The sequence below is a fragment of the Sphingomonas panacis genome, assembly GCF_001717955.1.
GTDB classification, from domain to species: domain Bacteria; phylum Pseudomonadota; class Alphaproteobacteria; order Sphingomonadales; family Sphingomonadaceae; genus Sphingomonas; species Sphingomonas panacis.
On sequence record NZ_CP014169.1, the window covers coordinates 106,512 to 130,965 of the forward strand.

General features: G+C 65.7%; 27 protein-coding genes and 1 pseudogene. 6 read left to right on the top strand and 22 right to left on the bottom strand.

Features of this window, described 5'->3' with window-relative positions:
- Positions 1–44: 44 nt before the first annotated feature.
- Positions 45–1,883 carry a site-specific integrase gene (locus tag J0A91_RS23710; RefSeq protein ID WP_240502339.1) on the bottom strand — a complete coding sequence of 613 codons (1,839 nt, stop codon included), beginning with the start codon at positions 1,881–1,883 and terminating at the stop codon, positions 45–47.
- Complete coding sequence (locus J0A91_RS23715) at positions 1,855–2,997, bottom strand: tyrosine-type recombinase/integrase (RefSeq protein ID WP_069207684.1); 1,143 nt, start codon at positions 2,995–2,997, stop codon at positions 1,855–1,857. The genes J0A91_RS23710 and J0A91_RS23715 overlap by 29 nt, the downstream gene beginning before the upstream one ends.
- A gap of 237 nt (positions 2,998–3,234) precedes the next feature.
- Between J0A91_RS23715 and J0A91_RS23720 the strand changes: the two genes are divergently transcribed.
- The 6 genes from J0A91_RS23720 to J0A91_RS23745 all read left to right on the top strand — a co-directional run bounded on the left by J0A91_RS23720 (position 3,235) and on the right by J0A91_RS23745 (position 10,313).
- A complete protein-coding gene (locus J0A91_RS23720) occupies positions 3,235–3,606 on the top strand; it encodes a hypothetical protein (protein WP_069207685.1) in 372 nt (123 codons plus the stop codon).
- A gap of 94 nt (positions 3,607–3,700) precedes the next feature.
- Positions 3,701–3,952: a hypothetical protein gene (locus tag J0A91_RS23725; RefSeq protein WP_069207686.1), complete on the top strand. Its 252-nt coding sequence runs from the start codon at positions 3,701–3,703 to the stop codon at positions 3,950–3,952.
- 136 nt (positions 3,953–4,088) lie between these two features.
- Positions 4,089–5,318, top strand: coding sequence for a TolC family protein (locus J0A91_RS23730; RefSeq protein WP_069207687.1), 1,230 nt, complete (start codon positions 4,089–4,091; stop codon positions 5,316–5,318).
- Positions 5,315–6,829 carry an efflux RND transporter periplasmic adaptor subunit gene (locus J0A91_RS23735; protein WP_069207688.1) on the top strand — a complete coding sequence of 505 codons (1,515 nt, stop codon included), beginning with the start codon at positions 5,315–5,317 and terminating at the stop codon, positions 6,827–6,829. The genes J0A91_RS23730 and J0A91_RS23735 overlap by 4 nt, the downstream gene beginning before the upstream one ends.
- Positions 6,826–9,981, top strand: a complete 3,156-nt coding sequence (locus J0A91_RS23740) for an efflux RND transporter permease subunit (RefSeq protein ID WP_069207689.1) — start codon at positions 6,826–6,828, stop codon at positions 9,979–9,981. Before J0A91_RS23735 ends, J0A91_RS23740 begins: the two co-directional genes overlap by 4 nt.
- Positions 9,978–10,313, top strand: coding sequence for a copper-binding protein (locus tag J0A91_RS23745; RefSeq protein WP_069207690.1), 336 nt, complete (start codon positions 9,978–9,980; stop codon positions 10,311–10,313). The genes J0A91_RS23740 and J0A91_RS23745 overlap by 4 nt, the downstream gene beginning before the upstream one ends.
- Before the next feature lie 132 nt (positions 10,314–10,445).
- Here J0A91_RS23745 and J0A91_RS23750 read toward each other — a convergent pair.
- From J0A91_RS23750 to J0A91_RS23845, 20 genes and pseudogenes are all read right to left on the bottom strand, one after another.
- Positions 10,446–10,817 (bottom strand): annotated as a pseudogene (locus tag J0A91_RS23750) (hypothetical protein); the annotation flags it as partial.
- Positions 10,818–10,879: 62 nt separating this feature from the next.
- Positions 10,880–12,118 carry a hypothetical protein gene (locus J0A91_RS23755; RefSeq protein ID WP_069207692.1) on the bottom strand — a complete coding sequence of 413 codons (1,239 nt, stop codon included), beginning with the start codon at positions 12,116–12,118 and terminating at the stop codon, positions 10,880–10,882.
- Positions 12,115–13,320 carry a helicase HerA domain-containing protein gene (locus J0A91_RS23760; RefSeq protein WP_069207693.1) on the bottom strand — a complete coding sequence of 402 codons (1,206 nt, stop codon included), beginning with the start codon at positions 13,318–13,320 and terminating at the stop codon, positions 12,115–12,117. Before J0A91_RS23760 ends, J0A91_RS23755 begins: the two co-directional genes overlap by 4 nt.
- A 64-nt stretch (positions 13,321–13,384) precedes the next feature.
- Positions 13,385–13,624, bottom strand: coding sequence for a hypothetical protein (locus J0A91_RS23765; protein ID WP_069207694.1), 240 nt, complete (start codon positions 13,622–13,624; stop codon positions 13,385–13,387).
- A complete protein-coding gene (locus J0A91_RS23770) occupies positions 13,618–13,872 on the bottom strand; it encodes a hypothetical protein (protein WP_069207695.1) in 255 nt (84 codons plus the stop codon). Before J0A91_RS23770 ends, J0A91_RS23765 begins: the two co-directional genes overlap by 7 nt.
- Positions 13,873–13,874: 2 nt before the next feature.
- Complete coding sequence (locus J0A91_RS23775; protein ID WP_069207696.1) at positions 13,875–14,273, bottom strand: hypothetical protein; 399 nt, start codon at positions 14,271–14,273, stop codon at positions 13,875–13,877.
- Position 14,274: 1 nt separating this feature from the next.
- Positions 14,275–15,087, bottom strand: coding sequence for a Mom family adenine methylcarbamoylation protein (locus tag J0A91_RS23780; RefSeq protein WP_069207697.1), 813 nt, complete (start codon positions 15,085–15,087; stop codon positions 14,275–14,277).
- 17 nt (positions 15,088–15,104) lie between these two features.
- Positions 15,105–15,503 (bottom strand): transposase, encoded by a 399-nt coding sequence (locus J0A91_RS23785; protein WP_240502340.1) that lies wholly within the window; start codon positions 15,501–15,503, stop codon positions 15,105–15,107.
- Positions 15,504–15,530: 27 nt separating this feature from the next.
- Positions 15,531–16,862, bottom strand: coding sequence for a hypothetical protein (locus J0A91_RS23790; RefSeq protein ID WP_069207698.1), 1,332 nt, complete (start codon positions 16,860–16,862; stop codon positions 15,531–15,533).
- Entirely contained in the window at positions 16,859–17,320 is a 462-nt protein-coding gene (locus J0A91_RS23795) for a hypothetical protein (protein ID WP_069207699.1), read from the bottom strand. Before J0A91_RS23795 ends, J0A91_RS23790 begins: the two co-directional genes overlap by 4 nt.
- A 12-nt stretch (positions 17,321–17,332) precedes the next feature.
- On the bottom strand, positions 17,333–17,977 hold the full coding sequence (locus J0A91_RS23800) for a hypothetical protein (protein ID WP_069207700.1): 645 nt from the start codon (positions 17,975–17,977) through the stop codon (positions 17,333–17,335).
- Between the two features lie 138 nt (positions 17,978–18,115).
- Positions 18,116–18,349 (bottom strand): hypothetical protein, encoded by a 234-nt coding sequence (locus J0A91_RS23805; RefSeq protein ID WP_150127130.1) that lies wholly within the window; start codon positions 18,347–18,349, stop codon positions 18,116–18,118.
- Positions 18,346–19,044: a hypothetical protein gene (locus J0A91_RS24990; RefSeq protein WP_240502341.1), complete on the bottom strand. Its 699-nt coding sequence runs from the start codon at positions 19,042–19,044 to the stop codon at positions 18,346–18,348. Before J0A91_RS24990 ends, J0A91_RS23805 begins: the two co-directional genes overlap by 4 nt.
- Position 19,045: 1 nt before the next feature.
- Positions 19,046–19,528 (bottom strand): hypothetical protein, encoded by a 483-nt coding sequence (locus tag J0A91_RS23815; RefSeq protein ID WP_069207701.1) that lies wholly within the window; start codon positions 19,526–19,528, stop codon positions 19,046–19,048.
- Positions 19,529–19,665: 137 nt separating this feature from the next.
- Entirely contained in the window at positions 19,666–20,169 is a 504-nt protein-coding gene (locus J0A91_RS23820) for a hypothetical protein (protein WP_069207702.1), read from the bottom strand.
- Positions 20,163–20,603, bottom strand: a complete 441-nt coding sequence (locus J0A91_RS23825) for a hypothetical protein (protein WP_069207703.1) — start codon at positions 20,601–20,603, stop codon at positions 20,163–20,165. Before J0A91_RS23825 ends, J0A91_RS23820 begins: the two co-directional genes overlap by 7 nt.
- Before the next feature lie 431 nt (positions 20,604–21,034).
- Positions 21,035–21,868, bottom strand: a complete 834-nt coding sequence (locus tag J0A91_RS23830; protein WP_083225024.1) for a PRTRC system ThiF family protein — start codon at positions 21,866–21,868, stop codon at positions 21,035–21,037.
- Entirely contained in the window at positions 21,858–22,520 is a 663-nt protein-coding gene (locus J0A91_RS23835; RefSeq protein ID WP_069207704.1) for a PRTRC system protein A, read from the bottom strand. The genes J0A91_RS23830 and J0A91_RS23835 overlap by 11 nt, the downstream gene beginning before the upstream one ends.
- Positions 22,517–23,344 carry a PRTRC system protein B gene (locus tag J0A91_RS23840; protein WP_069207705.1) on the bottom strand — a complete coding sequence of 276 codons (828 nt, stop codon included), beginning with the start codon at positions 23,342–23,344 and terminating at the stop codon, positions 22,517–22,519. The genes J0A91_RS23835 and J0A91_RS23840 overlap by 4 nt, the downstream gene beginning before the upstream one ends.
- Positions 23,331–24,443: a hypothetical protein gene (locus J0A91_RS23845; RefSeq protein WP_069207706.1), complete on the bottom strand. Its 1,113-nt coding sequence runs from the start codon at positions 24,441–24,443 to the stop codon at positions 23,331–23,333. Before J0A91_RS23845 ends, J0A91_RS23840 begins: the two co-directional genes overlap by 14 nt.
- Positions 24,444–24,454 lie beyond the last annotated feature (11 nt).

Below are 24,454 nucleotides of genomic sequence, written 5' to 3' on the forward strand. Positions count from 1 at the left end.
CCGGAACCTGGGTGGGCGTGGATTTCGGGACTGAGGCCATGAGGCTATTCCAGGTCCGGCAGCGGAGGCAGGGCAAACATGAGCCGTTCCGCGTCCGGCATCATTTCGGGCGGGAACGCCGGCAGCAGGTCTTGCGTCAGTACCTGAAGGCTGGGAGCGTAGAAGAGGCCGAACCGGATCGGGTCGATCCGCTCCCGCGCCGCTTCAAGGTGCCGTGTGGCCTGGACGATCCGCGCCAGATGAGCCGGGTCGATCGGGACGATCAGGCCGGGACGAGCGAGGCAGCCTCCCAGCTTCGGGCACACGCGGCCGGGATGGGCATGTCCGCTGTCAGTCGGGCGAAGGCAGTCGTGGCCGAATAGCGCCGACACAGGGGCACCGGTATCCGGTCCTCTATTTTGCGGCTGATTGGGGCCTGCCTCGCCGCGAACCCAAGTAATCATCAGCGTCTGAAGTCGGGCGATCGTATCGCGCTCGAGGCGGCGAACGGCATCGCCGTCGACATAGATATCGGTGGTGACGACACTCGCATGATTAAGGACCGCCTTGGCCACCATAATGTCGCCCTGCGATGCCGTATAATGGGCACTTGCCATGCTGCTGCGGAACAGCTTGGGCGAGAAGTCGGGGAGCAGCGCACGAGGCTTTTCGGGATGCGCTTCGTTCCACGAGGCGATTGTAGCATTCTGGCGCTCGTAGAAGCGCAACATTGCCGATCGCAACGTGGCCTGGACGATATGGCCGGCGTGATGATCACGCTCGAGACGGCCAGTCGTCATGAGGAAGCGATGCAGGAACAACCGATCGCGCCTCGATGGCTCCACATGCGGCAGCAGGGGGGCCGTCATCGCAAGGAGCTTCTCTATCAGGCGGGGCGCCGCATAGGGTCGGCGATTGTCGAACGACCGTCGCTGCATGCGTTTCACCTTGCCGCCGGCGCGCGGCTTTACCCACTCTACCATGATGCGGTGACGTTCGAGCGGATGGGGAACCAGGCAGTCCCGCTTGATCTGACGCAGCGGGCCGGCATTTGCCGCAGTCTGGATCAGCAGCACGATATAGAACGCAACCAGCGTGTCGGTCGTAAGGTGGAGGTAGCCTTCAAGCTCGCGGAACCCGCCCACTTCGGCGATCCGCTGCCGATCGGGCTTGCTAAGGTCCGAGCCTCGGGCAGGCGGCATGACGCCGTGGCCGAGGCGGTGGAGCTTCCAGATCCAGCGATCCCGTTCGGCGGTCCGGCCACCATGGAGCGGCAAGTTCGGAAGAGCGACGATGGTTTGCCCGTGCTGGAACTTGTCCCAGGCCGTCTCGATCTCGGCATAGCAGACTGCCAACAGCGCGCGCATTGCGGCGGGTGTCAGCCTGTCTTGCGGTAGCCGCTGGACGCCGGCGAGCGGGATCGGATTGTTGGGAACGGCGAAGCCCGGTGCGAACAAGCCCGGATTGTCAGCGTTCGCGCGCTTGAGGTTCGGCCGGATCATACCGAGCTGACTGGATTGCGATTTTACTCCCCGCGTGCGCCCGTTGGCAGGCTTCGCCAGCCAAGTAATGAACCGGCGGATCGTCGCTGTATCGAGGTCGACCGCGTCCCTGACACGCGCATCTTCGCACAGGAATCTGCCGAACACCCGCAGTGCGAACCAACGCGCGGTACGGGTGGCGGCGCTGGAGGCCACGTCATGATCGCGAAAGGCGCGCGAGATAGCTGCGCTGATGTCCTCCGGCATTCCGAACAGAGCCGGGTCGAAGCGTTGAACGATGCTGCCCCATTCGTCGCGGAACTGGATTTCGGCGACCTCTGCCGGATGGTCCGCCGGCGTCGGTTCGACCCGAAGCGTCCGATCGAGGTGGCTCCTAACCATCGGCCGGAACCAGCTCGCCATAGAGATAGGCCAGGCTCTCGCTCAGGTCGCGCTCGTGCAGCTCAACGCAACGCAGATAGATCGCCGTCGTCGTGATTGAAGCGTGGCCGAGCAGCACCTGCACGACCTTGAGCGGATTGAGATCGGGATTGGTGCGCGCCTGGACCTGAAGGCGGGTTAGCATCGCCATCGCGAAAGTATGCCGCAGCCAGTGCAATGTGCCGTGCAGTCCCGCGGCGGCGAACGCTGCTGCGAGCTGCCCGGTCAGGAGCTTGCGCGTCATGGCCCGTCCATGCTCGTTTAGCAGGAGATTGGACGGCGCGCGGTAGCTTCGGTCGGAACGGCGGATACGGCGGACGATCCGGGCGCGTTCCTCGCCGATATGCCAATGCGTGTGATCGAGCAGCCGAAGCGGCGGATAGACCGTCCTTGGCCGGTCGCCTTTGGTGATATGCAGCGGCACGCCAACCAGCGGGTCGCTGCCGAGGTCGAGTGGCCAGCTATCAGGGATCTGGTCGACGGCAAGCGCGCAAAGTTCCTTGCGGCGCAGACCCGCTCCGAGCGCCCATTGCGCGGCAAGTCGCGTGGTGGGCCTCAGATGCGCGAACAGCTGCGCCAGCTCGTCGGCGCGCAGCGGCCGTGGGAGCTTTTCGGGGCGCGAAACGATGAGTTCGTTGACCTGGCGTCGCTGCAAGCCTGGGCGATAGGCACCGTCAAGCAGCAGCGTCATCTTCTCGGTCAACCGGAACGGGCAATGGTCGATCAGCCCGCGGTCGAGCGCCCAACCGTAGAAGCGGCAGACGGTCGAGACGCGCGCATTGATCGTGGTCCGGGCATAGGGCCGCCCGGTATGCGTGCTGGGATTCTCCAGCATCCGGTTGCGGTATGCAGCAATGACACGCTCGTCGGCATCGCGCCATTCGATCCCCGATTGTTCGAGCGAGTCGAACCAGTCGTGGAGATGCTCGCCATAGGTCCGGACGGTTTCAGAGGCCCGCGCGCGGCCACTCAGTTCGGCGTGTTCCATGAGCCAGACAAACGCCGGTTCAATGATCGCCATCCCCGCGTCAAACAGGATTGGGAAGCCGACCGGAATGCCCGCCTCACCTGCACCCGCCCGGATGATCGTCACCATGGATCGTGCCTCCGCTGCGCACACGCGGGGTCATGACGGTGACGATAGCATCTTTTCGGGGTCGCGGCCGAACGGCTGTCGGCAGGACGGGCGCATTTTAGGCCGGGCAATATGACGGTCGTTCCACGCGTCGCGGCCGAAGCTTGAATATTCTAGCCGGGCGGTAACCTAACCGCCTCTGCCGGCGTAAACCGGTTCACGTTGACTTCGAGAGCCAAGTAGAGGCACGTCACGCGCATGGTCCGCCGACTCATCTCCCTGTTGCTAGCGATCGCGCTGCTCGGCGTGACGGGGCAGAGTGCTGCCTATGCCGCACACGGGCCGGACCCGATGCAATCGGCGCACATGTCGATGGACATGGCCGACTGCATGAAGATGATGGAGCAGGCCGCACCAAACAAAGCGACCAAGAGCGGCAAGCACAAGGGCTGCACACCGGCCGACTGCCTCAACTTCATGATCTCCTGCGCGGGCATCGCCGCGGCATTGCCCAACGACCCGACACCTTCGCTCGTCGCCTACAATCGGCGCGCGATCCTGCGTCCCAGCCTCGCGGACCCGCTGCAGGGCCGCTCGCAGCCGCCCGACATACAACCTCCCATCGCCTGATCTGACTCCATCGGCCTGGCTTTTCGCTCGCCACGGGCTCTCCCGTCGCGCGCGCCGTGCCCGGCCGTCATCCGTTCAGATCAGGAGATTTCCCATGAAGACCAAGTATGTTGTTGCGGCCGTGGCTGCCGCCTTCTCGTTCGCCGGTGCTGCGAGCGCCGCCCCCGCCGATGGTTCCACCGGCCACTACGAATGGCGTCAGGCCCCAAGCTATGGCCCGCGCGCGCCGCTCGCGGCACCGCGGCGGGTCTGGGTCGCCGGCAGCATGGCGCAGACCGACTGCCCGATGATGCACGGCGACAACGCCGCCGCATGTCGGGCGATGATGCCCGGCAAGGCCGGCTAGGCCCTGCCGGCCGGTCGTCGCTGACGATCGGACCAACGATTCCGGCGGCGTGGCTCGTCCACGCCGCCGGCTTTGCCTGGTTTGCATCGCGTACCGCGCCGACCGGCCTGATCTCATTTCGATCAGGAGCATTTCCATGAGAGCTTGTCTGTTCGCGCCGCTGCTCGCGGCGATCCCGAGCCTCGCGTTCGCAGGGCCGCTCACCTTCGAGGGAGCGTTGAAGCAAGCGCAGGCCACTGCGCCTTCGCTCAAGGCGAGGTCGCTCGGCGCGGATGCGGCGCGCTCCGCACGCGGAGCGGCGGGCGCGCTGCCCGATCCAACGCTCTCGGTAGGGGTCGACAGTTTCCCGATCTCGGGACCGCTCGCGTTCGAGCCGGGCCGCGACGATTTCACGATGGCGCGGGTGGGCATCTCCCAGGAGTTTCCCAACCTCGCCAAGCGCCACGCCCAGCAGGCCCGCGCCGACACCGACATCGCCGCTGCTGACGCCGATAGCGCCTTGGAGGCGCGCAATGTCGAGGTCGGCACCGCGCTCGCCTGGATCAACCTCGCTTATGCCGAACGCCGGCTGGCAACGCTGGACGATCTGCTCGCGCGCCTCGATCGGGTCGTGGGGACGACGCCGAGCGCCGTGTCGTCAGGCAATGCGCGCCCGGCACAGACGCTGGCCGGCCGGCAGGCTGTGGCTGCGTTGCAGGACCGCCGTGCCGAACTGGTGTCGCAGGTTGCGCGGGCCAGGGCGACGCTTACCCGCTGGACGGGCGACGCCGACCCCCAGATCGCCGGGCCAGTCCCTGACTTCGCTATCGACGCAGTGGCACTGAAAGCCGGTCTTGATGGACAGCCGTCGATCCGCATGATCGACGCGCAGAGCGCCAAGGCCAGTGCGGATGTGCGCCTCGCAGAAGCGAACCGGCGACCGGATTTCGGGGTCAACCTCGCCTATCAGCGCCGCGATCCGAGGTTCGGCGATTATGTCTCGGCCGGCGTCACCATCAGCCTTCCGACCTTCACCCGGCGCCGCCAGGGCGCGGACATCAGCGCCGCCCAGGCGCAGGCCGGGCGGGTCGCGGCCGAGCGCGAAGCGGCGCGCCGCGCGCTGACCGCTGATCTCGACGCCGATCTTGCCGACCATGTGATGCACCACGAGCAATGGATGCGCGCCCGCGACACGCTTCAGCCGCTCGCAGAGCAACGCGTCAGGCTGGAGACGGCGAGCTACGGCGCCGGCCGCGCCAGCCTGGTCGATATTGGCGACGCTTACGCCGGGCTTGCCGATGCAACCCTCACCACCCTTGAGCGAGAAGCCATGGTCGCCGCCGATGGCGCCCGGCTTTCGCTAACCTATCGGAGCGCCGACCAATGACCGAAGCCACCTCTTCCCGGTCGCGCCTTGCTGCCGCTGGCGCCCTGATAGCATTGGTCGCCGGCGTGGGAGGCTACGGCATCGCCCAGCTCGTCGGTCATCCGACCGGGGCGCTGCCTGCGGCCCAGGGTGCCGCCAATGGCGGACGCAAACCGCTCTATTGGTTAGACCCGATGGTGCCGGCCCAGCATTTCGACAAACCGGGCAAATCGCCTTTCATGGATATGCAGCTCATCCCCAAATATGCCGACGACGCCGGCAGCGGGAATGATGCGCCGGGCATCCGCATCGATCCAGCGGCGACGCAAAGCCTCGGGCTACGCACGGTCGCCGTGCGGCGCGGCCCATTGTCGAGCAGCCTCACCGCCACCGGCACGATCAACTTCAACCAGCGCGATGTCGCGGTCGTGCAAGCGCGTGCCGCCGGATTCGTGCAGCGGGTCTATGGCCGCGCGCCGGGCGACGTGATCGGGGCCGGCGCACCGCTCGCGGACCTGCTCGTCCCCGATTGGGCTGGCGCCCAGGCCGAATATCTGGCGGTTCGCCGAACCGGGAACACCGTGCTTGCCCAGGCCGCGCGCCAGAGACTCGCGTTGCTTGGGATGCCGCCGGGCACGATCGCTGCTGTCGAGCGCGGGGACCGGCCGCACAATGTCGTCACCATCTCCACCCCTACGGGCGGCACGATCAAGACGCTCGGCGTCCGTGCGGGCATGAGCGTGATGGCCGGGCAGTCGCTCGCCGAAATCAACGGGCTCGGCACGGTGTGGCTCAATGCCGCCGTGCCCGAGGCGGTGGCGGGGCAATTGCGGCCGGGACAGAGCGCGCGCGCCGTGCTCGCCGCCTATCCGGGCGAGACCTTTAACGGCCGGGTCACGGCGATCCTGCCCGACGTTCAGGCAGAAAGCCGCACCCTCACGGTGCGGATCGAGCTGCCTAATCGTGGTGGCCGGCTCAAGCCTGGCATGTTCGCGACCGTTTCGTTCGGAGGTAACGCGACACCTGCGCTGCTGGTGCCGTCCGAGGCGCTGATCCGCACCGGCAAGCGGACATTGGTCATGCTGGCGCTCGACAAGGGGCGCTACCGGCCGGCCGAGGTCCAGACTGGACGCGAGTCCGGCGACGACACCGAAATCCTCGCCGGGCTGTCCGAAGGCGAGAAGATCATCGCGTCAGGCCAGTTCCTGATCGATTCCGAGGCGAGCCTGTCGGGCGTCGCGGCGCGACCGATCGGGAGCGCTACGTCCGCTACGACGCCAGAAGCCTCGGCAAAGCCATCGCCCGCGCTCTACGAGACGACGGGCAGGATCGAGCAGATCACCGGCAACTCCGTCACGCTCAGCCACGAACCGGTGCCTGCGATTGGCTGGCCGGCGATGACGATGACCTTTGCGCTGGCGAAGCCGTCGATCGCACAGGGGTTGAAGACCGGCGACCGCGTGCGCTTCGGCTTCGACCAGCCGCCGGCGGGGCCGACTGTGCGGCGCATGGCCAAGGTGGCAGGCCGATGATCGCCAGGCTCATCCGCTGGTCGGTCGCCAACCGGCTGTTCGTCATCCTCGGCGCGCTCGCGCTGCTGGCTGCGGGGCTCGTTGCCTTGCGCTCGACCCCAATCGACGCGCTGCCCGATCTCTCCGACACGCAGGTCATCATCCGCACGAGCTGGCCGGGTCAGGCGCCGCAGATCGTGGAGAACCAGATCACCTATCCGCTGACCACGACCATGCTCTCGGTGCCCGGCGCGAAGACCGTGCGAGGCTATTCCTTCTTCGGCGACAGCTTCGTCTATGTGATCTTCGAGGACGGCACCGATCTCTATTGGGCGCGCAGCCGCGTGCTCGAATATCTCAACCAGGTGCAGGGCCGGTTGCCGCAAGGCGCCACCGCCGCGCTCGGGCCGGACGCGACCGGGGTCGGCTGGGTCTATGAATATGCGCTGGTCGATCGCAGCGGCCGCCACGATCTCTCGCAGCTCCGCTCCTTGCAGGACTGGTTTTTGCGCTACGAGCTGAAGACCGTCCCCGGCGTCGCCGAGGTCGCCAGCATCGGCGGCATGGTCAAGCAATATCAGGTGCTGCTCGACCCGGTGAAGCTCGCCGCCTACGGCGTCACCCACGCACAGGCGGTCGATGCCATTCAAAAGGCCAATCAGGAAGCCGGCGGCTCGGTGCTGGAAATGGCCGAGGCCGAGTATATGGTCCGGGCTTCGGGCTATCTGAAGACGCTCGATGATTTCCGCGCGATCCCGCTGCGCGCCGCCGCCGGCGGCGTGCCGGTGACGCTCGGTGATGTCGCCACCATCCAGACCGGCCCGGAGATGCGGCGAGGCATCGCCGAGCTGAACGGCGAAGGAGAAGTCGCCGGGGGCGTCGTCATCCTGCGCTCGGGCAAGAACGCGCAGGAAACGATCGCGGCGGTCAAGGACAAGCTCGCCACCTTGAAGGCGAGCCTGCCGTCCGGCGTGGAGGTCGTCACCACCTATGACCGTTCGCAGCTTATCGACCGGGCAGTGGACAATCTCACTCACAAGCTGATCGAAGAGTTCATCGTCGTCGCGATCGTGTGCGCCTTGTTCCTTTGGCACGTCCGATCGGCGCTGGTTGCGATCCTGACGCTGCCGCTCGGTGTACTGGCCGCGTTCCTCGTCATGCGGTTCCAGGGGGTCAACGCCAACATCATGTCTTTGGGCGGCATCGCCATCGCGATCGGCGCGATGGTCGATGCGGCCGTGGTCATGATCGAGAACGCCCACAAGAAGATCGAGCGCTGGGAGCATGAGCATGCCGGCGAATCGCTGGTCGGCGAAACGCGCTGGTCGGTGATCACCGACGCCGCCGCCGAGGTAGGGCCAGCTTTGTTCTTCAGCTTGCTGATCATTACGCTGTCGTTCGTGCCGGTGTTCACGCTGGAGGGACAGGAAGGCCGGCTGTTCGCGCCGCTCGCCTTCACCAAAACCTATGCGATGGCGGGCGCCGCGATCCTGTCCGTGACTCTGGTTCCCATCCTGATGGGCTGGTTGATCCGTGGCCACATCCCGGTCGAGCAGGCCAATCCGGTCAACCGCTGGCTCACCGCGCTCTATCGCCCGGCGATCGACTGGACGCTGAGGCGCCCCAAGGCGGTGTTGGTCATCGCCTTGCTGGTGTTCACGACGACAGTCTGGCCGCTGTCGCGCCTCGGCGGCGAGTTCATGCCCAATATGGACGAAGGCGACCTGCTTTATATGCCCTCGGCTTTGCCGGGTCTGTCGGCGGCGAAGGCGAGCGAGCTGCTCCAGCAGACCGACCGCCTCATCAAGACCGTGCCCGAAGTCCAAAGCGTGTTCGGCAAGGCCGGCCGCGCGGAAAGCGCCACGGATCCGGCGCCGATGGAGATGTTCGAGACCACCATCCAGTTCAAGCCCCGCGATCAGTGGCGGCCAGGAATGACACCGGAACGCCTCGTCGATGAACTGGACCGCAGCGTGAAGCTGCCCGGCCTCGCCAATGTCTGGGTTCCACCGATCCGCAATCGCATCGACATGCTCGCGACAGGCATCAAGAGCCCGATCGGGGTCAAGGTCTCGGGCGCCGATCTCGGCCAGATCGACCGCATCGCCCATGATGTCGAGACAATTGCCAAGACCGTACCGGGAGTCAGTTCGGCGCTCGCCGAGCGCCTGATTGGCGGGCGCTATGTCGATGTCGACATCGACCGGGCCGCCGCCGCCCGGTTCGGGCTCAACATCGCCGACGTGCAGGCAATCGTCTCTGGTGCGGTTGGAGGTCAGAATATCGGGGAAACGGTCGAAGGGTTGGCTCGCTATCCGATCAGCGTGCGGTACCCGCGCGAGCTGCGCGACAGTCTCGAAGGACTGCGGACGCTTCCGGTCCTGACCCCGTCGGGCCAGCAAATCACGCTCGGCACGGTGGCCAACATCTCGATCGCCGAGGGGCCGCCGATGCTCAAGACCGAGAATGCCCGGCCCTCGACCTGGGTCTATGTCGATGTGCGCGGGCGCGATCTCGCCTCGGTAGTCGGCGATCTGCAACGAGCCGTGGCGAAACAGGTCCGGCTGACGCCCGGCGTGAGCATCGCCTACTCCGGCCAGTTCGAATATCTCGAACGCGCCGTCGCCAAGCTCAAGCTGGTAGTGCCAGCCACGCTGCTCATCATCTTCGTGCTGCTGTTCCTGATCTTCGGCCGGTTCGACGAAGCGGCGCTGATCATGGGCACGCTGCCATTCGCGCTGACCGGCGGCATCTGGATGCTCTATCTGCTCGGCTTCAATCAGTCGGTCGCGACCGGAGTCGGGTTCATCGCGCTGGCCGGGGTCTCGGCCGAGTTTGGCGTGGTGATGCTGATCTACCTCAAGCACGCGCTCGAGGAGCGCGGCGCCGATCCTGACGCTGGCGAGATCGAAGCGGCGGTGCGCGAAGGCGCGCTGTTGCGTGTCCGGCCCAAGGCGATGACGGTGGCGGTGATCCTCGCCGGCCTGCTGCCGATCCTCCTCGGGTCGGGCGCCGGCTCCGAGGTGATGAGTCGGATCGCCGCGCCGATGATTGGCGGGATGCTGACCGCGCCGCTCTTGTCGATGTTCGTTCTGCCCGCCGCCTATCTGCTGCTTCGGCGACGGCGCGTGTCCTCCATTCCCCACGCCTCTCACCAACGGAGTCTGTCATGAGAGCATTATCTACCTTGTTGGTTGCTGCCTCCGTCCTCGCCGTCGGGCCAGCGCTCGCGCAGTCGATGGCAAACATGCCCGGCATGAACCATGCCGCCCCGGCCGCGAAGACGGGGCAAGGAACCGGCGTTGTCGCCGCGATTGACCCCAAGGGTGGCAAGATCACGATCAAGCACGGCGCGATCCCGGCGGTTGGCTGGCCGGCGATGACGATGACGTTCAAGGCGACGCCGCCCACGCTGCTCCGGGGCGTGCGTGTCGGTCAGACCGTAGGGTTCGACGTGCGAACCAAGGGCACGGACGCCGAAGTCACAGCACTGCGGCCACGCTGAACTCCATTGGCGTCGGCCGTCAATCGGCCGGCCGACGCCAAGGACGCGGCAATCGGCGATGCGCTGTCGGTCGCAATTCGTGATCCCTCTCCCTCACGGTGTCGCTAACGAGACAGGTCAAGCCGCAAGACCTAACGAGCAGGAATGGCGACCAAGGGAGATGCTCGGCAATGTGGCATTTGTGAGCACGTTGGACAGGATGGAATAATAGGGTGGCCAGTGCTTGAAGCGCTGCGGAACATAGCGCACCACTTCATAGGGGATTCCTCGGGCAGCCATCCACGCCGCCATGATTTTTTGATATTGGTAGGTCGCGGGCTTCTCGGCGCCGGGGTCGGCGGTAAGCACGAGGTCGGGTGTCTCGCCGCGGTCGTGTAGCTCAATCAGGAGCGCGGTCGAATCTACGCCGATGCCATAGGCGAGCACGACGGGCGGCGGCGATGCGGCGAGAATATAGTCCGCCGGGCGCGGCTGCGCGGTAAATATGGAAGTTTGATTGGCCATGGGGTCGCTCCGGGGCTCGAGCGATTTTCCGCTCCCCTTCCCATCACCCCACTCTTCTTTGTTCAGACGGCTGTGGTCTGAGGCGCAGAGAGCGCGATGATCTCCAGGAGCGTTGGTGCCTCGCCCCGAAGAGCGCGCCGGCCGAAATCGAAGCCGTGCTTGGTCGCGAACTTAGAGACCGACGCGGGTTTGCGAGTAAGCGCGGCGGCGAGATCCGCGATCGCGATGCCATGGTGGAAGGCGTTGGCGAGCGCGGCCATCTCGTCCTTGGTCCAGGGGCGGATGTAGCCGTGCACGAGCCCGAGGACATTCGCACGTGTGGTGATCGAGGCCTTGGTACGCCCAAATCTGGCGGCCAGCGCGCGCGTCGGCGTGCGGCCATATTCTTCGCGCAGGATCGTCAGATCGGCCTCGGACCAGTCCGGCGCTGTGCGCCAGCCGTTCCGGTTGGCGTGGCTGCCGCGCAGGCCAAGATACTCGGAGCGCCAGCGGATCGAGCAGGTAGTGCGCCCCAATCGGGTTCGCACCGGCGTAAGGCTCGAGCCTTCGGCATATGCGCGGACGAGCAACGCGTCTTCGTCCGGCCCCCACGGCCGACCCCAGCCTCGGCCGTAGCCGAGCCGGCGGATTTGCGGTCCCAGGCCGGCGAGGCTTCTGCGCGGGAAGCCCTCCGCCGCGAGCTGTTCTATGATCGCCCGGTAGCGGTTACCGGCCTCGGCCAGTTCGAGGGCGCGCCCGGCCTCGGCATCCGACCAGCCTGATGGATGGTTCGGATGACGAAGGCCGAGCGCAGCGGCGCGTGCTGATAGGCCGGTCAGCGGTCGGCCGATCAGGGTGCAAAGCTGCTGCAATGGCACGGCCAGTCGGTACCCTTCGCGAAGCTGGGCATCTTCCCACGCCGTCCAGGCTGGCGGGGCACCATCTGTCAGGCCCAGGATCGAAGCGCGTGCATAGATGGCGGCGCATGTCCGGCCGAAGAGGAGTGCGAGCTGCGCCGTGGCCAGACACCCGTATTGGCGCGTGAGGTCGTCATCCTCGAGACCGGACCATGGCCTCGTCGAGTTGCGGCGCAGGCCGAGACCAGCGATCTTGTCGGCAATGCCGAAGCGGCCGCGCCTGAGCGCCTGCGCGATTTGGTCGAGCGATTGATCGGCGTCGAAAAGACGGCGAAGTTCATCGACCTCGGCCGGCGCCCAGCTGTCCTTACGAAATGCCATTTCGCGCAAGTTCAGGGCGGGCGCCGCAGGAGGCTGGCAAGCGACCAGCTCGATAATCTCGGCGTCGAGGTCCAGCGGCCTCATGAGAGGGCCACCACGGGCATGTCGGTGATCTTCGCGCGAAGGCGCGCGTGCAGCCGGGCTATCCGACCCTCTTCACGCGGCATCGTGTCGACCACCGACAACGCTGCGAGCACGTCGAGTGCCTGATCCACGGCCTCGCGTTCCTGGCCAAGATGTCCGGCCAGGTCGCTCGCTGTCGTCGCATTGGGGGAAATGTTGCGCAGCGCGGCGACGACGGCGGCGGCGGTGGGCGCAATCGGTTCGAGCAGGAATCCGTCGAGAGCGCGGGTTCCGCGGATCGCAATGGCGTCTCGGGAGCGCTGCGGTACTTCCCGCAGGGTGGCGAGGTCGAGCAAACGCTCGGCGGCCTCGCCGTGAATTTCCGAAGCCGCCTTGAGTTCAGGCGTCGCGCCGATGTGATCGGTGATCGTGTCGTCGATCTTGGCGAGAAGCGCGCTGCGCGAGAGTGCCGGGCCCATGGCGAAGAATTCGCCTGGCTCGATCATCCTGAGGCGTTCGGCCTGCTTCGATGAGAAGCCGAGCAGACTGGCGGCGCGCGCGACATCGCGGTCCTGCACGTTCAGTCCGATCAGGAAATTCTGAAGCTCGGAGGTTACGGAGGCTGATAATTTGGCAAGCCGCTGCGTGGCGATGATCGGCGCGATTCCGCGTTTGCGGCCTCGGGCACATAGATCGGTGAGTGTCGACACGCCGATGCGCCTGGTCTCGGCGTCATGGGCGGTGCCGGCGTGATAGGGAGCGAGCAGATGCGCCTCGTCGATACAGACCAGTGTGGTATTTTCCCAGATCTCGCGGCCGACGGCGATCAGGCCGGTGAAGAAGGCGGCAGCCTTGAGAATCCGCTGCTCGGGATCGAGATCGGTCAGATCGAGATGGAGCGACAGCCGGTGTTCGCGGGCGCGTTTCGCGGCGGCGGTAAGGCCGTCGGCGGTAAGTTCGGCTCCGACCAGCGTGGTCGCGCCGATATGGTCGGCGAGATTGCCGAACTCGCCTTCGGGGTCGACGAGAATGACGGTGGTATAGTCGAAGACCTCCTCGACGATGCGTCGCAATGTGCGGCTTTTGCCGGCACCGCTGCTGCCCTGGATCAGCAGTCGCCCGGCGAGCAGGCGCTCGAGATGGAGGGTCAGGGCGCCGCCGGAATGGCGGCCGAGCGTCACGAGCGTTCCGTCTGCGGGACGGATGGGAGAGACACTAGCCATGGAATTTTCTCCTGTCCTTGAGTGAAAGGCATGTGCCTTCCAACTCTCGGCCCCCCTCCCCTTTTCAGCGGGCGGATCCGGCGTACTGGACGGCCTCGGCGACGCCCTGGATTTGGTCGATTGCCATATCGAGCCTGCGGGCGGCTTCATCGGCACTGTCGCAGCCCTCGCTTGAGGAAAGCTCGATCATGAGGAAGGTGAACAGCGTGTCTCCGGCTTCGCGGGCGTCGTCCAGGCTTTCGACATGGGCGAAATCGCCCTCGGCAAAGGTGGTTGCGCAGGCGCGTTGGAACGGGTTCAGCATGGCGTTATATCCTGATCGAGCGTTGCGAGATGGGCCCAACAGGCCTCGATCGCGGCATCGAGCGTGGCGCAATCGCCGAGCGGTATGGATGCGGCCCCGCGCGGCGTGATGATGCGCGCGTTCGGCGTCCAGACGGGGTAGGCGAGATCGCCGGGCCAGTCGTGGAAGCCGTGGGGGTAGGCGGTGATCGAATAGGGCGCCCAGAGTCGGGGGTGAAGCCGCGTATAGCGGGCGACGTAGATCGACATGGCTACGCCTTAGGATCGGATGGTGTTGGCGCACGCGGCTCGCCCAGAAGGATGACCGCGATCGACGGTTTGTCGTCGTCGGGCAATTTGCGGCTGTCGAACGCGTGGCGGCCGCCAAGTCCGATGGTCAGCATGTCGAAGACCGGCGATCGCCCGCCGTTCGCGTTTGATATGGTCGCACCCTGGTCGTGAAACTGGATGTCGACGAAGCTGGGCGGTGCGCCGCGCTGATATTCGCCGAAGAAGAAGGTGATGCGGCGTCCGTCGGTGGTCCTGGCGCTGATCGTGAAGTTGCCGTCCGGAATATCGATGGGAAGGGTCGGCACATCGTTGAACCGGGCAAAGCCGATGCTGTCGGCATCGGCCGCGCTCATGACGGGCAAGGTCGTAATGTCGGCCATGTCAGATCTCCTGCGGTGGAAAGAGTGGAAGGCTCGGATGGGTAAGCGGCAGCGCCTTCGGATACGGCAGGCGCGGAAGGGCGCGGCCTCGGCGGCGCGCTTCGCGGGTAAGCTCGAAACAATAGGCGTAGAGGCCGGCCTGTCGGTGGCGGAGGAGCAGCCGCTCGCGCTCGAGCCGCCAAAGCCAATGCGCCGGAGCCTCGAGCACCGCCGGCCTCGGCAGACCGAGGGATACCAGCTGGTCTATCGCGCCGGCGTGACCTTGCTCGCCAAGACGGATCTTGGAGAGCGTGCGGCCCGATATCGTCACGTTGCCGATCCGCAGGACGGTTCGCGGTCTGGTGATGGCACGGTGCGCGGCCGACAGCGCGCAATAGACCCGGCCGATATGGCCGGCGCCAGGATCGCTGTAGGAAACCACGGCCTCGATGGCGGGGCGCTCTCGCCGGAGATGGCGAAAGGCGCGCGCGACGAAGAAGCTCTCGCCATTCTGCGGGACCGCGTCCGTCAGTATGAGGCGCGCCAAGACGCACCCGCGTGCGGGATCGTCGAAGCCGGTGTGCCTGGTGATAACCGCGTCGGTCGTCGGAACGGCGAAGACGGCGACACCTTCCAGCTCGGCCTTGCGGCCGAACAGGCCGACGGCGATGCGCGCGGCGGGATAGCTCGGCAGGTAATGGTGCTGGGCGATGAAGGCGCGCGCTGCAGCGTGCTCGATGATATCGACGGCGTAGGCGGCGGGGTCGATGACGGTGAGGTCGCGTGCCCATAAGGCACGTCGCTCCCGCCAGCGCTGGCTGCGGGTTGTTTCCATTGTCGATGTCCGTTTGGTCAGAGCAGTCTGGACTGCCGGGCGTGGCGCTCGAGAAAATCGCGGGCGAAAGTTTCGGCCCCGTCCTGCGCGGAGCAGGGAAAGAGGTCGTGCCTGCTGTAGAGGCGGAAGGTGTGATCCAGCTTCATCGCGCAGAGCCATCGTGGCGTGCCACCGACGTCGATCATCACGAGCGGGAAGCAGCGCGAGCCGCCATACGGTCGCGGTTCGATCGGGTCCGCGGGAAACCCGGCAAGGGTCCAGAAGCGCCAGCCCAACGGGGCCGGATCGATTCGTGCTGTTATGACAAAGCCGGCAATTCGGTCCGAATCTCGGTCATTTTTGGCTTTCTGGGCGAGAAGCGCCTCAAAACCCGGATTTTGCTCCAGAATGGATCTATCCGGGGAGCGGATTTTCAAGGGCGGCGGAGATGGTGGTGCGTGGGCCTATGATGCGGGCGAAAGTCGTGTCGCACCCCCAAAGGCGCGCAGCCCTGCAGCCATTGATGGGCGTAGGTGCTTCTGATTGGTGATCAGAATTTCCGGCTGCAGTAGATCACCGCGCACCGTCATGAAGCCGTTGGCCGGATCGCCATTTGGCAATTCGACGAGGATGCGATGGCCGCGCCCCTGCTCTTTGCCGGCATAGCGCGCGGTGAATTCGCCGAGGCGAGCGGTGAGCCCGTTGGCGACCTTGCCCCAGCGGATATGCCCCGCGCCAAGGGTTTCGCCTGAGCGAACGCCGCGATCGAGCCAGATCCTGAAATGCGCTTTCTGCTGGATCAACGAGTTGCGGGTGCGCTCCATGACGCGGCAGAGCGGTAGAAGCTTCGCATGGGCATCGAGAGCATCCAAGTAGAGGCCCTGGGCGGCGACCAGAATCTCGTCGAAGTCGCGACCCGCGAGCAGAGCCGCGAGCGCCGCTGCCGGAGCGGGATTGGCTGTCAGGCGTTCAACGTCGCCCGCGGTTCGCAAAGCTGCGACGCGGACGACGGGTTCGGTGACAGGCAGAAATCCGCCAGCGCAGACGACGATGATGGTTGCCTGGTCGGCCTCGGGTCGGTCGCGCAGCAGCGGCAAAAGCGCCGCATGCGCAAGACCGCCGTTGATCTCCGTCTTAGACAGCATGCCCGTCTCAGGTGCGCCGATGATCAGCAGGCGCCGGCGCCAGGTCGTCGGCCTCGGCGTATCCGAGGGTTTGGGCCAGGTGCTGGGAAGCGGACGCGCACGATCTGGTGGGTTTTTCAGTCGTGGAGCCGGCGCTGGTCGTTCCGGGGCGACAAGTGCGCGGCGGGCGACGTCGAACAGATCGTCGGTATCACCACCGCCCTGGTCGAAGCCGGTCATGTAAGCGGCTCTGAGGCGGATGTCGGCGGGATTGCCGTTTCGGACCTCGGGAGGTCGGCAGATCCAACCCGCCCGTGCCGCATATAAGCCGTATGCGAACTGGACCGAGGCGTCCCAGTCATAGCCATGGTTGTCGCGGCCGCGAAGGATCGCAGCGTCGCGTTCGTCTCCTTCGGATCTGGCGATCCGTTCCTGGGTGAAGGCGAAGTTGCGCGCCTGTCTCTGGCGTTCCTGCTCGGCCTGGATCGCCTCCATCACGGGGCGCATCGCCTGAACACGTTCGCGTGTTCGCGCCATGCGTTGCGCCGCCGGCGCATCGTTGGGCAGATCGGGAAAAGTCTGCCACGCCCTCGCCATGATGGCGGCGTGGTCGGGCCGGCGTCCACGGGCGACCCAGGTCTGCGGATCGGCAGGGTCGAAGGCGGACATCATGTGACCCGCCTATCGATCCGTACTCCGATCAGCGCCGAGGTGATCGTGGCAAGCAGAGGCTGGAGCGCCTCGTAGCGCGATGTGAGCTCGTGGACGGTCGCATGCACGATGGCGTTGGGCGGCGCGGAGAGGACGGTGAACCGGAACGGCAGCATGTCAGCAGTCATTTCCGGGAAGAGCGCGCACAGGATAATGGCCGATAGCCGCGACGCGGCCTCCTCGATCGCCTTGGCTTGGGCGTAGCGCACCGGCCCCGGCGGCGTCTCGAGATGTGTCATCGGCGCGATGACGTCATCGACCCTTGCGAGATAAGCATCGCGCGCGCCGATACCGAAATTCGATCGGTAGGCTATCAGGCGCTGGCGCTCGGGCGACAGCTGCGACATCGGCACATAGAGGCGATAGGCGTAGGTCGGTTGATCCATGCCAATGCGCGTGCGCGTGGCGACGATGTCCATGGGTGGCCTCCATCAGGCGAACAGGCGCGTAGCCGACGTGGGAGCGGCGCTGAGCTGAAGCTCGCGGCGGAGCCGATCGGCGAAGCGATCGGGCGAGAGCAGGTCGCGAATGGACGCCCAGCGGTTGCGATCGCCGGTGTGATCGGCGCGGCCGTGCACGCGGCGGAACAGCACTTCATGATCGGGACCGAGATAGCCGAGGCTGAGCTGGACCCAGACCTCCTCGCCATGAAGCGTGATTTCGCCCGAGCAGGCCGGACCGGCGCGGTTGGAGCGAACCTCGAAGCTGTGCTCGGCGAGGTCGAGGGCCTCGGCCAGGCGGCGCATCGCGGCGCGGCCTTCGCTGTGGAATGCACGTTTCGCGTTGTCGTCATGGCTGACCCCGCGGCGGGCGAGCGTCAGCAGCATCGGATGGCGTCGGATCTCCGCGATCTGATCCATACAGGCGTGACGCAATTGGATGTCGCCCGGTCGCGCCCCGGTGACGGTTGCCAAATGCCGCACGAGCAGCACGACGGCGGGATCGTCTTCCAGATCCTTGCCCGCGTTGCGGCAATCGGTGATCGCGGCCTCGACCGCGTGGAGCGTCGTGGCGATGGTCGTAAGGGCGCTGGGATCCAGGGCCTGCTGGTGTCGGAACGCAACGTCGTAGTGCATGGGGACCTCCGGCTTGGAGCGCGCATCACGCTCGGAGCCCCTGCCCCCCTTTCCTTTTTCACCGGGGTATATTGACCGGCCTTGGCGTGGCGGGCGGTTGACCGGGCCAGCCGATCGATGTCGGTGCCAGCGCTGGTGTCAGGGTTGAGCAGCGTCTTGGTCAGCCACACTGGCAGCGCGAAGTAGTTCCTCCGCTTCCCAACGGAAATCGGCCGAGAAGCCTTCAGCCACGCACCGCGCGTGATCAGCGCCGCAATTGATAGCTGACTGGCGCAGGTGATGGGCAAGACGGTCGAACTCTGCTGGATTGTCGATCCTGATTGGCAAGCGCTCGCGGCGGAGCTGGTCGCGACGTTCATCGAAGGCGATCATGACCGCCCGGCGGGGTCATGAGCAGGAAGCGCGAGAACCTCCAGATAGGCGGTTTCGACGAGCTCTGTCTTCTGGGTCCGCTCGCGGGGCGTCATGTCCAGCCTGACGTAGAAGCCGGCGAAGTGCGTGCGCACGATCGTGCCTTCCCGGTTTCGGAAGCGGTCGCCGCCGACGCGTGGGCGCTGGAGGATCCGCACGCGGGCGCAGATCGCGAGTGCGAGCGGAGACCAGCGGGCGAGGTCGTCACTCTCGGCGCCGCAATCGTCGCAGGTGGTCGAATCGAAAAGGCCGGTAATCGTCCAGTCCTGGATGATGATGTCCCAGCGCGCGGCGGCGTCGCGGGCAAGATTGTCGCTGCCGCAAGTTCGGCAGAGGGGCCGGACCAGTGGATGAGGGAGGACCGGTTGGACGGCGTCGGCGCCAGTCTCGGCATCCGGATTGTCGGAATGTGAGGCATTCATAAGAATCTCCGGGCTTCGGCTTATGTCGGAATGAGCGGGCGGATATTCGCCGTCTGCACACGGCGCGCAGGAGCCGGCGGGCGGGTCGCGTGGCGATGCTTCGTCGTCTGCCTCCATGGCCGCGTGCCTGGCCGCCGATCGGCTGTTCCATCGCCAGTCGTTATCGGTGATGAGGGTGCCGTCGCGGCGGCGTGCGATCCATCCACCTTCCGGGTCCCTTTCTATGCGGCGCATGTCAGCGTTCCTCCGCCTGGGCGATTGCGCGATCGAGCGCTCCAGCCTCGCCTCGGAGCCAGTCGGGAATGTCGCCTCCGAACGCGGCAAGCATTGCCTTGGCGCGGGTTCGCAGCTCGGTGGCACTCTCGATCTCTCGCGCGATCTGATCGCCTTGTCTGGCATTGCCGGAAACAGGTTGCCCGTTTTCGGCAATCAGTTTCCAGATGAGGGTAGCGGCTTCGTCGCAGATGATGTGGTGGACAGGGCCGAACTCGCTGTTGGACCGGTAGCTGACCAGCCGGTCTGCGAGGGCGCCGGCCGGGTCTTCGTCGTCTGAGACTGTGCGCCCAGCAGATAGCCGGACCTCGACGGAAAACCGCTCCGTCGGCTCATCAGATGATGTGAGCGTCCCGCGCCATGTGAAGCGGTCATACCCATAGTCGCGGGCGAATTTCGCCAATGCCTTGGCGCAATTGGCTTCGGCTGACTCGTCATATGCCATGTTGTGATCCCTCCGGCTGGTCGTTCGATCATCGAGGCGGCAGCTCAGCTGTCGGTGACCACCGCGCCGATGGCGGAATCCGGCCGAGCCATTCTCGAGAGCCAATGCGCTCGACAGGCCCTGCCCCCCTCCTCTTTTTACCCAGGCGCTGAAGCGTTGGCGGTGTCGTCGGCATCCAGGATCAGGCGCGCAGCCTTGAGAAGCGTTGCCTCGTCGGCACCATTGAGGATTTCCGCACTGGGCTTCTTGCTGCGGATTGCTGCGATCACCGGCTCGGCCGGACGCTTCTTTAAGGGGTAGGCGTAAACGGCGCCGTCCTCGATCGTGACGATGTTGGTGCGCAGGCGGCGGCGCAGCGCCGAGACGCTTTCGGCCTCGTCGATCAACGTGGCGATTTCATGCTCGAGGCTCGGTTCGAGATCGATGCCCTGATAGGTGCGTGCGGTGCGGTGGGCTTTGAGCCACCGGTCGACTTCGGCCTCGGTGAGCGTTCCTTTCTGGCGATAGTCATCCGCTCCACCCTGTCCGCGGTTGCTCGCGAGGAAGGCAAGCGCGCCGTCGATCCAGATTTCTGCGGTATAGCAGGATGTCTCCTCGGAGAGCGCCCTGATCACCTTGAGCTTGCGCAGTTCGATCAACATGCTGGTGCCTCCTGGATAAATCGGAAGATCGGTTCGACGCCCTGGTGAGGTCGCCATCGAACGATGGTGTCGCCTTCCCGCTCGCAGGCCTGGCAAGTGTGGCAGTCGTAAATGTCGACAAAGGACCATTGTCCGGTGCGCGAATCCCACATGGCGCTGGCGTCACGAACGATGTCGGCGCTGGCGCAACTGTCGCAGACGGGCTCCTTTTGCTGCGCAGCAGGGCCGCAAAATGACGCGGTGCAGGCTGCGTGAAAGCGCGCACCCCACGCATAGACGCCAAAGGCGGCCACCGCCGCGACCCAGTTCGCGCGTGCTTCCTCTGTGATGAATTCGTGGGATGTCGCGTATCGCGCGCTCAGATACTCCTTGGCGAGCGTGACGGGGTCGGCCGCGACGAGCCCGTAGGCGCCGGCCACATAGCGGTGTCGCATAGGATCCTCCCTGATTGAGGTTTGGCGATGGCGCTGTCGTTTCGGCCGGCTGCGCGAGCTGGCCGGAACAGGGGGACAGGTTTCATGCCGGGCGCGAGTGGGGCCTCGGGGGTGCGCCACGCTTGTCGGCGCAAAGACGTCCGCCGTGTCGAAAGTTCAGGGGCGCTGTCTGACCGATCGGCGGCGACCAGGCCCTGGGCCGATGGCACGAGCTATGTGCCCGGCATAGACGCCGCAAGCCGCCCAATAGGCCGCGACCGGCGGCTTTCGGCTTCGCCAGCTGCGTTCTGCGCGCAAACGGGCGTCGTGCTGGATGTCGAGCAGGATGTCCTGGAGAGCGAGACGGGCTTCGGGACTGAGTGTGCGAAGTCGGGCTAGGGACGGGCGGGTCAGGATGGGATTGCGAACCTCCGCCTTGGAGGAACGTTCGATCATCGCTGTGCTTCCATTACGGGCTCCGCGACGTGCTCGTCCGGATCGATGGCGGTGCGGCGAATGTCGGTTACGTCATCGGTCGCTGGCAGCGGAATGGGGACGCATTGTCCGCTGGCGAGGTTCATGAATGCGCCAGCGTGGCCGATCGAGCCGCGGCCGATCAGATCGAAAAGCAGGGCGAGCGCGTGACTGGCCAGGACACGGTTCACGAACAGGGATTGCCGTTCGAGCGCCTCGGCGACCGAGCAGGATGGGCTATCGTCGTCCGGCAGGGTCTCATCGGCGATCTCGGGGAGATATTCGAGCACGGTCGGAAGGCGTCGGCGGTCTCGCCCGTGCTGGTCGCCCGGGCAGCCGATGATGAACTGGCCGTCGCTGGCGCGGTTGCCGAGGTCCATCCAATAGGTCGGTGCCGTGGATTTGGTCGTCATTGCAGCGCCAAGCGCGCGTCGCGCGGACGCTGTGTCGACGCAGCTGATGAGGATATCGGCTTTCGAAATATCGACCGCGCCTGGCGCGCGGCCGTGGATGGCCTTCCAGGCGAGACCATGCGCAAGGTTGATCCGCTCGGTTAGCGTATGGGCCTTCGAGCTGCCGAGGTCGCACCGATAGAATGGCTGTCGGCCGAGATTGGCCTCGCTGACGACGTCATCATCGACAATGGTGACATGGAGCGATCGGGAGGAAATGGCGCGCAGGGCCGTGTTGAGCGACGCAAGGCCCATCAGCATCTGCGCGCCGTTGCCGCCGCAGCCGACGAGGACGATCCTGATCGTGCGATTGTCGAAGCCGGCGGGGAGATAGTGGCGATCGGGTGGATCAGGCTGCATAATCGTCTCCTGAGAAGGGATTGCGCGGGACGGCCAGGAACATGCCACCCGCGCATAGGCGGGAGGCAATGACAGGGCCGTCCGGGTCGCCGAGCCGCCCGACCACGAGCGCGATCTTCGTGGTGTGAGCGTCGTCGCGATCGTCCGTAGCGCTGAAAAATGCCGCACCATGACCGTGACTGTGAATGTCGCAGACGAGATGCCGCCGCAGTGGAAGGACGGGGTTGCGGTAGATCAGGCGCGACGGGGTTGCCTCGTCGATCTGAGGGAAATGCAGCGAGAAGTCGCGATCATCCTCATCCCAGATGACGAAGGCGGCCGCTTCGTTCGGAAGAGCCGCGCAGAAGTGGTCGAGGACGCGATCGAATATCTCTTTTGGTATGAGACCGCAGCGCAGATTGGCGCGGCGCTCGCCGATGCTGCCATAGGGTAGATATGCCGGGATGGGCGGTGTGACGGGAACGTCGAGCTCGAGCCAGGGACGGCGTACGATGAGACTGACGCCATCGCGTCCGACAGCGAGGCAATGGCCGGTGCGGGAGGCGCGCACCGCGTCGATGGCAGGAGACCCGCCGCTCGGCGGTACCGGGTAACAGGGCGCGGCCGCGAGGATCGCAGCTGCGGTCGGGTCGTCGGCGAGCGTGGCGGTCATCTTGAGCCTCCCGCAACGAGCTGCCCGAACGTCATCGGCTTAGCGCCAGACGCAGCTTTGGGAGAATTGGCCTGCCGGCTCTTGCCGGCGAAGGGCTTGAGGCGCCGCACCGGGAAACGCGTCGCCCCGCGGGCGGCGAGGTCGTCCCAGAGTTTCACCAGGCCGCCCTTGCCCGTGATGGTCCGCTCCTGCCCGGGATTTGGATGTGTCGACCAGCTATCAAATACCGCGCGCTCGAATTCCGGGATCGCCGATACGGCGAGTGTCCCGGGCCTGGGGATGTTGCCCCAGCAGAGCGATCCGTCGATGTAGACGTTGAGGATGGGCGAGTGAAGCAATCGGGTCTCGGCGGTGGGGCGCTGGTTTTGCGCAAGCGCGTAGACGCTGAGTGTACGGCGCGTGGCGATGAAGAGATGTGCGGGAAAGGGGACGGGAACGATGGTCCGCTGGCGCAAGGGGCCGAGCCCGACGGGTGGGGCCGACAGATTGAAATAGGCAGGGCGGACCTGCTCTGGCGTCCACCAGGCAAGCATGTCGGCGTGAGCTACCAGCACATTGTGCGGCAGAATGTCTGGCGGCGCTGCCCTGCCGAGGGCCTGGGACCATTGTCGCAGGTGGGCGCGTGTCAGCGGTGTGCCGGCGGCGATGGTCGGGCCGGCTTCGTTATGCTCGATGGGATGGAGACTGGCAAAGGCGTGCGCGTCGGGTCGCGGCGTCGCATGGTGGCTGGGATTTCGTGGGGAGTCGTTCTGGTAGAGCAGGATGGCGCTGGTCAGCACCATGCCGGCGGCGGTTGCTTCGAAATGAGCGCTATGGTCGGACATGGGAACCTCGCAGTTTCTCGGGATCGAGTTCGATGAGATGCTGGGCAGCGAGCAGGAATCGCGCTCCGACCTCGAGTGACGCGAACCAGTGCGTGATGGTATCGGCGTCCGGGAGCGGGCAGAGACCGGCGACGTCCATGAAGCCGTATTCCATGCCGTGACGGCCGACATCGTCGACTTCGGCCGCGAAATATTCGACGGGCACGAGGGTCAGCGGCGGCAAGGACGAACATTCCTCGAGGCCGGGGACATATTCGTAGAGCGTCTCGGAATTGAAGCGCCAGGCGTTGCGATCCTGTGGCAGCCGCCGAAGCGCGTCGTGGGTCTGTCGAAGCCGGCGCAGGGCTATGCGCAGTCTGGTCGGGAGCTGAGCGTGCGGCACGGAATTCGCAGCATCCATCCACCCGGGTTTCCTGGCGTTCATGGTCGACGGCAGGCTGTGCTCGTCGAGATCGTCGGGGTCTGCGCCCTGGTAGTCGATGAGGCTTTGGCGCGCGCCTTCATCGTCGGTTTCGCCGTCCCAATAGTAGATCGAGATTTCGTCGAAGAGGTCCTGATAGTTGAAGATTGGGAGAGCACTGCCGAGGGTCTGCTCGAGCGCGGCATAAGCGGCCGCCCGCCAGGCGATCGGCGCATTGCTGTTCTCGATCCATCCCAGATCGAGCTGTCCCATACTGTCGCAGATGGTGGCGACTGCCGGCGGACCAACGTCCTCGCCGTTGAGGACGACGATCCGCAGATCAGCGAGCGTGAGCGGGTCGAGAGCGTCGAGGACCGCATGGTTGAAGGTCGTTTCGATATGCCGGCGTGCGTCGCCGCGCGTGTAAGGGATTGCCGAGCTATCGCGCGACGCGACCCAGCGCCCGATCAGCTTATGGTGGGCCGCGAGCGGTCGGTCGAACGCAGTCGGGATTTCCGGTGCGATCTTGACCGACCGGCCGGCAAGGTCAGCCGAGTGGGGGTAGCCGCAGGCTGGTGGGCGCCTGAAGAGGTTCGGCAGGGTCGTTTCCATAGGCGCCCGGGTCGAGCGCGATCTGGACGTGGATGGCCTGGGCTTGCTTGCTGCAGGGAGGCTCGGGAGGACCGGTTGTGTCGCCATCTTCGATCTCG